At 56.2% G+C, this 7,545-nt stretch carries 6 protein-coding genes and 1 pseudogene; 5 read left to right on the forward strand and 2 right to left on the reverse strand.

Going from position 1 to position 7,545, the window contains the following annotated elements; all coding sequences use genetic code 11:
* Position 1 precedes the first annotated feature (1 nt).
* A complete protein-coding gene (locus tag K5905_RS22575) occupies positions 2–1,867 on the forward strand; it encodes a PhoX family phosphatase (protein ID WP_297588039.1) in 1,866 nt (621 codons plus the stop codon).
* A 77-nt stretch (positions 1,868–1,944) separates the two neighbouring features.
* On the opposite strand, the gene K5905_RS22580 is transcribed toward K5905_RS22575, so the two are convergent.
* On the reverse strand, positions 1,945–2,202 hold the full coding sequence (locus K5905_RS22580; protein ID WP_297588041.1) for a YjhX family toxin: 258 nt from the start codon (positions 2,200–2,202) through the stop codon (positions 1,945–1,947).
* 832 nt (positions 2,203–3,034) lie between these two features.
* Between K5905_RS22580 and K5905_RS22585 the strand changes: the two genes are divergently transcribed.
* The gene (locus tag K5905_RS22585) at positions 3,035–3,337 is read left to right on the forward strand and encodes a phosphatidylglycerophosphatase (RefSeq protein ID WP_297588044.1); all 303 of its coding nucleotides are present in this window, start codon (positions 3,035–3,037) and stop codon (positions 3,335–3,337) included.
* Between the two features lie 36 nt (positions 3,338–3,373).
* On the opposite strand, the gene K5905_RS22590 is transcribed toward K5905_RS22585, so the two are convergent.
* Positions 3,374–3,616: a DUF6455 family protein gene (locus K5905_RS22590; protein ID WP_297588053.1), complete on the reverse strand. Its 243-nt coding sequence runs from the start codon at positions 3,614–3,616 to the stop codon at positions 3,374–3,376.
* A 1,818-nt stretch (positions 3,617–5,434) separates the two neighbouring features.
* On the opposite strand from K5905_RS22590, the gene K5905_RS22595 reads away from it, so the two are divergent.
* The 3 genes and pseudogenes from K5905_RS22595 to gatB form a co-directional block, all read left to right on the forward strand.
* Positions 5,435–6,412: a flagellar hook-length control protein FliK gene (locus tag K5905_RS22595; RefSeq protein ID WP_297588047.1), complete on the forward strand. Its 978-nt coding sequence runs from the start codon at positions 5,435–5,437 to the stop codon at positions 6,410–6,412.
* 10 nt (positions 6,413–6,422) lie between these two features.
* Complete coding sequence (locus tag K5905_RS22600; RefSeq protein WP_297588050.1) at positions 6,423–6,731, forward strand: EscU/YscU/HrcU family type III secretion system export apparatus switch protein; 309 nt, start codon at positions 6,423–6,425, stop codon at positions 6,729–6,731.
* A 228-nt stretch (positions 6,732–6,959) separates the two neighbouring features.
* Positions 6,960–7,545: pseudogene (gene gatB, locus K5905_RS22605) on the forward strand (Asp-tRNA(Asn)/Glu-tRNA(Gln) amidotransferase GatCAB subunit B); the annotation flags it as partial.

Raw genomic sequence — 7,545 nt, forward strand, 5'->3', positions numbered from 1 at the left:
TTTGTCCTGGGACGAATGGGACGAATTGGTTCGTCCAACCGATGAAACAACTGAATTCGATCGCATCGTTGAAGCGGGGCTGTCCCGCCGCGGCTTCCTGGGCGGGCTCGTCGCCTTCGGTTCTGGCGCAGCAGCAATGGGTGTTGGCGCGAACCTGCTTGGCTCGACATCCGTACAGGCACTGGAATCCGACCGCTTCGCCTTCCAACCTATTTCAATCGCGACAGATTCAACCGTTCACGTCCCGGACGGATATACCTGGGACATTCTGGTGAAGTGGGGGGACAAACTGTTCTCCGATGCAACCGATTTCGATCACGGCACAGGTGGCGACCCAGCAACCTCTGATCGGGTATTCGGCGAGAACACGGACGGCATGGAGCTGTTTGTGATCGGTGACAAGCAGGTCATTGCCGTAAATCACGAATACGCAAACCCGAAAATCAACCTGCCGCACACGGAAGAAGGCAAGCCACAATCCGTCGAAGATGTGCAAAAGCTGCAAAACCTCCAAGGCGTTGCAGTCATGGAAGTCATTGAACGAGAGGATGGTTGGCAGGTCGTTGTCGACAGCCCACTCAACCGCCGCATTACACACAATACGCCGATGAAACTGTCCGGCCCGGCAGCGGGTCATGATCTTCTGAAAACGGCAGCGGATCAGACCGGTACGAAATCACTGGGCACTTTCAACAATTGTGGCGCCGGCAAGACCCCATGGGGCACCTATCTGACCTGCGAAGAAAACTTCAACGGTTACTTCGGCTCCTCCGACGAAAGCTTCCAGGTTCCGGAAGATTTCAAGCGCTACGGCATCGGTCTGGAAAGCCGCTACGACTACCAGAAATTCGATGAGCGATTTGATATTTCCAAGAATGTCAACGAGCCGCGTCGTGCGGGTTACATCGTTGAAATCGATCCAGGCGATCCGGCATCCATACCGGTCAAGCGCACCGCTCTTGGTCGGTTCAAGCACGAAAATGCAGCTTGCGCTCTGGCCCGTGACGGCCGTGTCATCGTTTATATGGGCGACGATGAGCGCGGCGAATTCCTGTACAAGTTCGTCTCTGACGACGTCTACACCCCGGGTGCATCGACCGCCAGCTTGCTGGATAAAGGCACATTGCATGTCGCAAAGTTCAATGACGACGGGACAGGCGAGTGGCTTGCGCTGACCGAAGAAACAACCGGCATGCCTCTTCCGGAAATCTGCATCTACAGCCGCATGGCGGCATCGAAAGTGGGTGCCACGACCATGGATCGTCCGGAATGGGTTGCGGTCAATCCAGTGGCGATTGAAGCTTACTGTGCACTGACCAACAACAAGAACCGCGGTATCAAACCGAATGCAGGCGGTGATGCGACACCGGTCAATGGCCCCAACCCGCGTGAGGAAAACCATTACGGTCAAATCGTTCGGTGGTACCCGGAAAACGACGATCACGTGGATCCGAAATTCAAGTGGGATCTGTTTGTGATGGCCGGTAACCCCGACGTCAAGGAAGGCCTCTATGCAGGATCGGAAAACATCAATTCCGGCAACATGTTCAACTCGCCGGACGGCATGATGTTCGACACCACGGGCCTACTCTGGATCCAGACCGATGGCAACGACAAGAACGAAGAAGACTTCGCCGGCATGGGCAACAACCAGATGCTGGTTGGCGATCCTGTGAGCGGGTGCATAGAGCGCTTCATGACGGTTCCGTTTGGTGCGGAAGTAACAGGTATTACCTGGTCTGCAGACAAGCGAACGCTCTTTGTCGGCATCCAGCACCCGAAGGCACCGTTCCCGGACGGTGATGGCAAACTGGCCCGCTCTTCGATTGTCGCTGTGAAGAGGGCAGACGACGCCAAGATCGGCTAACATCACCCAAGAGATGAAAATGGAGCGCGCCGATGTCCGGCGCGCTCTTTGTTTCCTGTCTGGATATCACCTGCAGACTAGCGATTGTCCAGCTGCGAACGAACGCGCCTCAAACCCAATTGCGTGATCTTGTAGGGACCGCTGTTCCTGGATGCGATGAGGCGCTTGTATTTGAGTTTGCGAAACAGGTGGAGTGAGCACCCGCCCCAGTACCAACCGTCTCGCGTGACGGTTTCCTGATTGATGATACGGCCGTCCTCGTTCTTTTCGACAAGGATATAGCCGCCTTGAGCCAGCAGGTGCAAAACCCGCTGTTCGGCTTTGGAAATGTCCATTGATTTTGAGAAGCCTGAATTTAAATGCAATTCCGCAGCCACTGCAGCAATTCGCATGCAGTGCTGATGTGCATTACCCCAGCTGAAGGCAGCCGGGGACTATCGGGACTCGCGTGATCCGCGCATAAAACCTCTCAAACAGATGCGGCGCCTATAGCATGAGTGTTCGGGTGCGGCAATCGGGCGGACTGTGGGAAACGCCGTAAGGTCTAAATCTTCGTCCCACTGTTGCAAGAATGCGTCTCAACGGTTGCATGCTGAGCGTAGGAGCCAGTTGAGAAAATACAGTCAGCTGCGTTCAGCGGGCCAATAGCCGTTTTCCGGATTGCGGGACACGGCAACGGCTTTCACGTCATCAGATCCACAGGTTCCGCATCGAAGATCCTGACTGAGTGCAGAGACCTTCCGGTCGCTGGAAAATTTTGAACAATTCATATACCGGAATCGGCCGCAATAGCTGCAGAGAATGGCAAGTCGGCGGTCCGATTTGCTTAGAGCTGCGACAGTAGGATCGTCGGATTGTGTGGAATTGAGTAAAGGCATGAATTTAACAACTTAATTGAAATATGGTCTGCCTCGAAGGGCAGATGATGAGCAATACTACGTTGAATCATGGTACCACAAGGTCCGAAAAAACAAAATGGGCAATACTACGGCAACGGTTGAGCTTGTTTTTGAGAAAATGCTGTTATTAACAACTATACATAAAATCATAAGTTGCAAAAGTTAGGGCAGCTTCACTCTTAAGGCGATAAAATTTGTCGTGGCACCGTCACGTGAATGAAACTGAAATTCCCTCGCTTTTTAATGCTGCCGACGTTATGAGGGAAAAATGATGACGCTCTCTGATACTTGGTTTGATCTTTTTGGATTGTCCGGCTTGCTCAATCCGTTCGCTCTGCTGATCGGAGCATATCTCGGTTGGCGTGCGGATCAGCCAGGCAAACTCTGGATTGCCGGCTTCGCGGCCGCGGCCCTGTCACTCATTCTTGAGACGGCCGTCGGGCTTCTTCAACTGCCGCAACCTATTTCCCAGGACGCCGGTGCCCTGGCAATGTTCCCATTCCGCTTTGTCGGAGGTGCCCTTGCAGGCAGCGCAGCCTATTGGCTCAACCGGCGCCGTACGCAGGGTTGAAGCCCGGCACATAGGAACCAGCTGCGGTTCCCGAGGTCAGGTATCCAGCCAACTGTTGAACAGTTCGGCATTTGGACATTCCGGCAAAGCTCTTTCGGCTCCATCAGGGTGCTCCTCGAGCCATCGCATGCAGGTATCGGTTTCCCTGCAATTGATGCAGCGGAAAGCTGCGCTGCGAAGATCCATGTCAGCCTGCATGCTAACGGGCACGTTCTTCATAGCGCCGATGGTATCAAGCATGCGTCCCATCAGTTCGGCGCGCTCGTTGAGGCGATCCATCCAGTTCACTCGGTCTCTCCTTCTTCCGGGCGGTGTCCAGGGAGGTTTCGGCACAGCTCTTTTGTTTGTGGCCGGTGGTGGTGTGCGTGCGTCAATACCGGCGATTGCCGCACAATATGCGCCACTTTGGGAGTCCGATCTTTGATCAGTATCAACACCCGCTTCTGGCCAGAGGCTGTGAAAGCGGCCATACTCGCGAAGTTGATTCTGTTGCAGCGCCATATGCGCCTGTCAGAAATCATACTCAAAGGTAGGGTCTAAACACCTGGAGACGGTGTGATGGTCGAAACGGTGAGCACCCAACCGCTCCCCCAGAATGCAAGTGGATCTTCAGTCGTTCAGAAACTGGAGCCAGGAACCCAGATACAGGCCAAAGTCGAAGCGAACATGCCTGGGGGTATCGTGCGCCTGAGTGCTGCGGACACCAAAATCGATTTGCGTATTCCTGCTCCGCTTCCGGTCGGTACCGAAGTAACCGTTACAGTCTCCGGGAGCAAGCAGCAGCCCGAAATCCAGCTTTCAATTGGTAAGCCTGCCGGCACTCTGCCTGCGCAGGCACAGCAGTCTCAGACTGCCACTGGTTTGGGAGTGCCGGGCGGACAGGGACAACAGGCGGCCGGTGGAAATGCGGTAAGGTCTGCTCCGGTTGTCGCGCATCTTGTTCAAGTGTCGACAAATTCGGCACAGCCGACCGCGCAAGGTGCTCAAAATACCGCACCACCAACAACAGTCACTCCGGCAACTGATACCGGAACAGCAGCTTCCGCCAACCGGAATGCACCTGTTCCACCTGCTAGTGGCTCAGGTGTTTCAGCGCCCGCTTCACCAAACTCTTCTCAAGCCTCACCACAGCCTGTCTCGCGAGAAACAGGACGGTTGAAACAACCACCAACCGGCGGGGAAGGGGGCTCCCGTACGTCGATTGGAAACTCGACTTCACCAGCCAATCCGTCCGATGCACCGGCACCACGAACAGCTCAGCCCGTGTCTCAAACGCAGACCTCCGGTAATGCGGCGGGACAGCGGTCGCTTGCGCAAGCATCGCCGCAGCACGTTCAGCCTGGTGCAACAGGAGCGCAGCCTGCGGGAAGCTCATCCGGTTTGACGGACGTTCGCAACTCCCAGCTACAACCAGCGCTGCAAACCGGAGCGACTAAAGACGTTTCTGGACCTGGAGCTACTAGCCGTGTCGCCAACTCACTGACCGGTGCTCAGGTCAGCAATGCGACCACAGCCCCAGGTGCAGCTCCTCAGGTAAACGCACCATCAAGAGCAGCCAGCCATCAGATCGCGTCTTTACCTCCGGTGGCATCAGACCAGCCAGGTTCGGTGAGTTTTTCGCCCCAAGGTGCCACTTCTAAGCAGCAGCTGGCTCCTCCTTTGCCGTCTGCTGGATCGAATGTGAATTCATCGCAGACCGGTGTTAGACAACCAGGTTCATTGCCAGCGGGTTCAGCCTCGCCAGGCCCGGTTCAGAATTTTTCCCGGCCAGCGCCTGTTCCGGTGGGTGGTACGCCTTCAAGCGTATCTACTGGAGTTATATCACCTCAAGCTGGGCCACCTGTCGTGTCCGCTGGCCCAACATCGGCACTGAATTCAGGCGCGAGTGCTTCTCCCTCTCCTCCGGCTATGGCTCCAGATTCACGCCCCGGCAATCAGACGACCAACTCGGGAGCAGCACCGCAAAACGTATCCAGACCCGCTGCTTTAGAAACCTCCGGAGCCCGTGTTGCAGCCGAAACCTTACGGATTGAAAATCCTGGAGGGCGAGCAATTCCGTCTCAACCCTATCCGGCGGTGAGGAGCTCGCCTGCTACGTTGTCCTCAACACAGGGCGGCAATCTGGCAGCGACACAGACGCCCGTTCATCGGCTCGTCAGTCAGTTGCAACAGCCGCTTGCCGAACAGCAATCCGGTCTTGGAAGTCTGTTTGCCCAGATCGGTAGTCTTGCAACGGCACAGGCAAATGGCAGAACGTCTCTTCCCGATCCGGTCGTCAAGGCGATGCAGCAGATTCTGGGGCTGAGGTTGAACCCATCTCAGACACTGGCCGGAAAAGACTTGCAGCAGGCGGTTCGCATGAGCGGCCTGTTCCGGGAAGCGCAGATTGCGCAACCGCCTGGTGGGACCTCAACTACGATCCCTGATCTGAAATCGGCCCTTTTGTCCTTCAAGGCACTCCTGCAACAACTTGGCGCCGAGACGAGCATCGCCCGCCCGGCAAATCAACCGGCTCATCCGACCCGGCAAGGCGCCCCGCGGGGGCAGGCACAGCAAAGGGCAAGCGGTGTCTGGGCAGATTCGGCACAGCTGAACCTGCAGTCCCTGTTGAGGGAAACCGATTCCGCACTTGCCCGAATGCGTTTGACCCAGTTGGTCAATGCCGGGTTGACGGCAGATGAGGGCGCACAGACGAGCTCACGTCCAATGGATCTCGTGTTGGAATTGCCACTTGCCCTTGGCCAGGAAACAGCGGTCTTGCAAATGCAGATCGGCAGGGATGGCAGCGGGAACAACACTGAAGAAGATGGCGAACCTGCGTGGCGGCTGCGCTTTGCCATGGATCTGACGGCAACCGGCCCTCTGGAAGCTGCGATCAGCCTGCGTGGCGGCGGAACTTACGCGAGCCTTTGGGTGGATCGTAAGGAGACATTTGAAAACCTGAATTCGGTGCGCAACACCATGGAGGCCGCCTTTGCCGATGCTGGGCTGGACCTTCAGGAACTCCGCCTGATCCGGGGACTACCACCTAAAACTGCTGCAAAATACGGCGCATTGATCGACCGGCAGTCTTGAGGAGTTTGATATGCCCGAGAAAGACATTCCGGAAAAGAAACTGGCCGTAGCGCTTCAATACGAAAAGGGTGAGGCACCGGTTGTTACGGCGAAGGGGGCAGGTTCGGTTGCCGAACAAATCGAACAGATTGCCCGTGAAGCAGGTGTGCCGATTGAAGAGAATCCGATGATGGCGGAAGCGTTGTCCCAGATAGAGTTGGATCAGGAAATTCCGATCGAGCTTTACCAGGCAGTTGCGGTTCTGATCGGCTTCATCATGCGTACCGGGAAGGCACAGAACCCGGCATCCAGCAACCCGATTGGTAGCTCTGCCTCCTGACAATCTGGCAACATGAGAAACCCAGGGTGCTACCGCAGGCCGGAGCGCATTCAGGCTCCCGGTGAAAGAATGACCTCCGTCTGTGCGAAAGCGTGCATTTCGCGCAAGGAAATCCTTGCAGGCGAGGCAATTCCCGAATAGGTCATGAGACCACAAATCGCGCCGCAACATTTCTTGCCGGCTATTCGCCATGGCGCGGCCTAGCTTAGAACAGGATTTTTGACGAAAATGACGATTGTCGACGTACGCACACCCGACCCGAAGAAATTCATCAAGGGCGCGACCGGCGACTGGGAAATCGTGATCGGCATGGAAGTTCACGCCCAGGTCACGTCCGAAGCCAAGCTCTTTTCCGGCGCCTCGACCGAGTTCGGCAAAGACCCGAACGACAATGTCAGCCTTGTTGACGCGGCCATGCCCGGCATGCTGCCGGTGATCAATGAGGAATGCGTGCGTCAGGCAATTCGAACCGGGCTTGGCCTGAAGGCCGAGATCAATCTCAAGTCGGTTTTCGACCGGAAAAACTATTTCTATCCGGATCTGCCGCAGGGCTATCAGATTTCCCAGTTCAAGCAGCCGATCGTTGGCGAGGGCAAGATCCTTCTGGACATGCCGGACGAACAGGTCGAGATCGGCGTCGAGCGCCTTCATCTTGAGCAGGATGCGGGCAAGTCTCTCCATGACCAGCACCCGACCATGTCTTTCGTCGACCTGAATCGCTCCGGCGTCGCGCTGATGGAGATCGTATCCAAGCCGGATCTGCGGTCCTCTGACGAAGCAAAGGCCTATCTGAGCAAGCTGCGCACCATCCTGC

Origin of the sequence: Roseibium sp., from assembly GCF_025698965.1 — a bacterium.
In the GTDB taxonomy this organism is placed as follows: Bacteria; Pseudomonadota; Alphaproteobacteria; order Rhizobiales; family Stappiaceae; genus Roseibium.

Excerpts from the sequence above, each read along its gene's own strand:
- K5905_RS22580 (WP_297588041.1), bottom strand. The coding sequence starts at position 2,202 with ATGGACATTTCCAAAGCCGAACAGCGGGTTTTGCACCTGCTGGCTCAA.
- K5905_RS22585 (WP_297588044.1), top strand. The coding sequence starts at position 3,035 with ATGATGACGCTCTCTGATACTTGGTTTGATCTTTTTGGATTGTCCGGC.
- K5905_RS22590 (WP_297588053.1), bottom strand. The coding sequence starts at position 3,616 with ATGGATCGCCTCAACGAGCGCGCCGAACTGATGGGACGCATGCTTGAT.
- K5905_RS22600 (WP_297588050.1), top strand. The coding sequence starts at position 6,423 with ATGCCCGAGAAAGACATTCCGGAAAAGAAACTGGCCGTAGCGCTTCAA.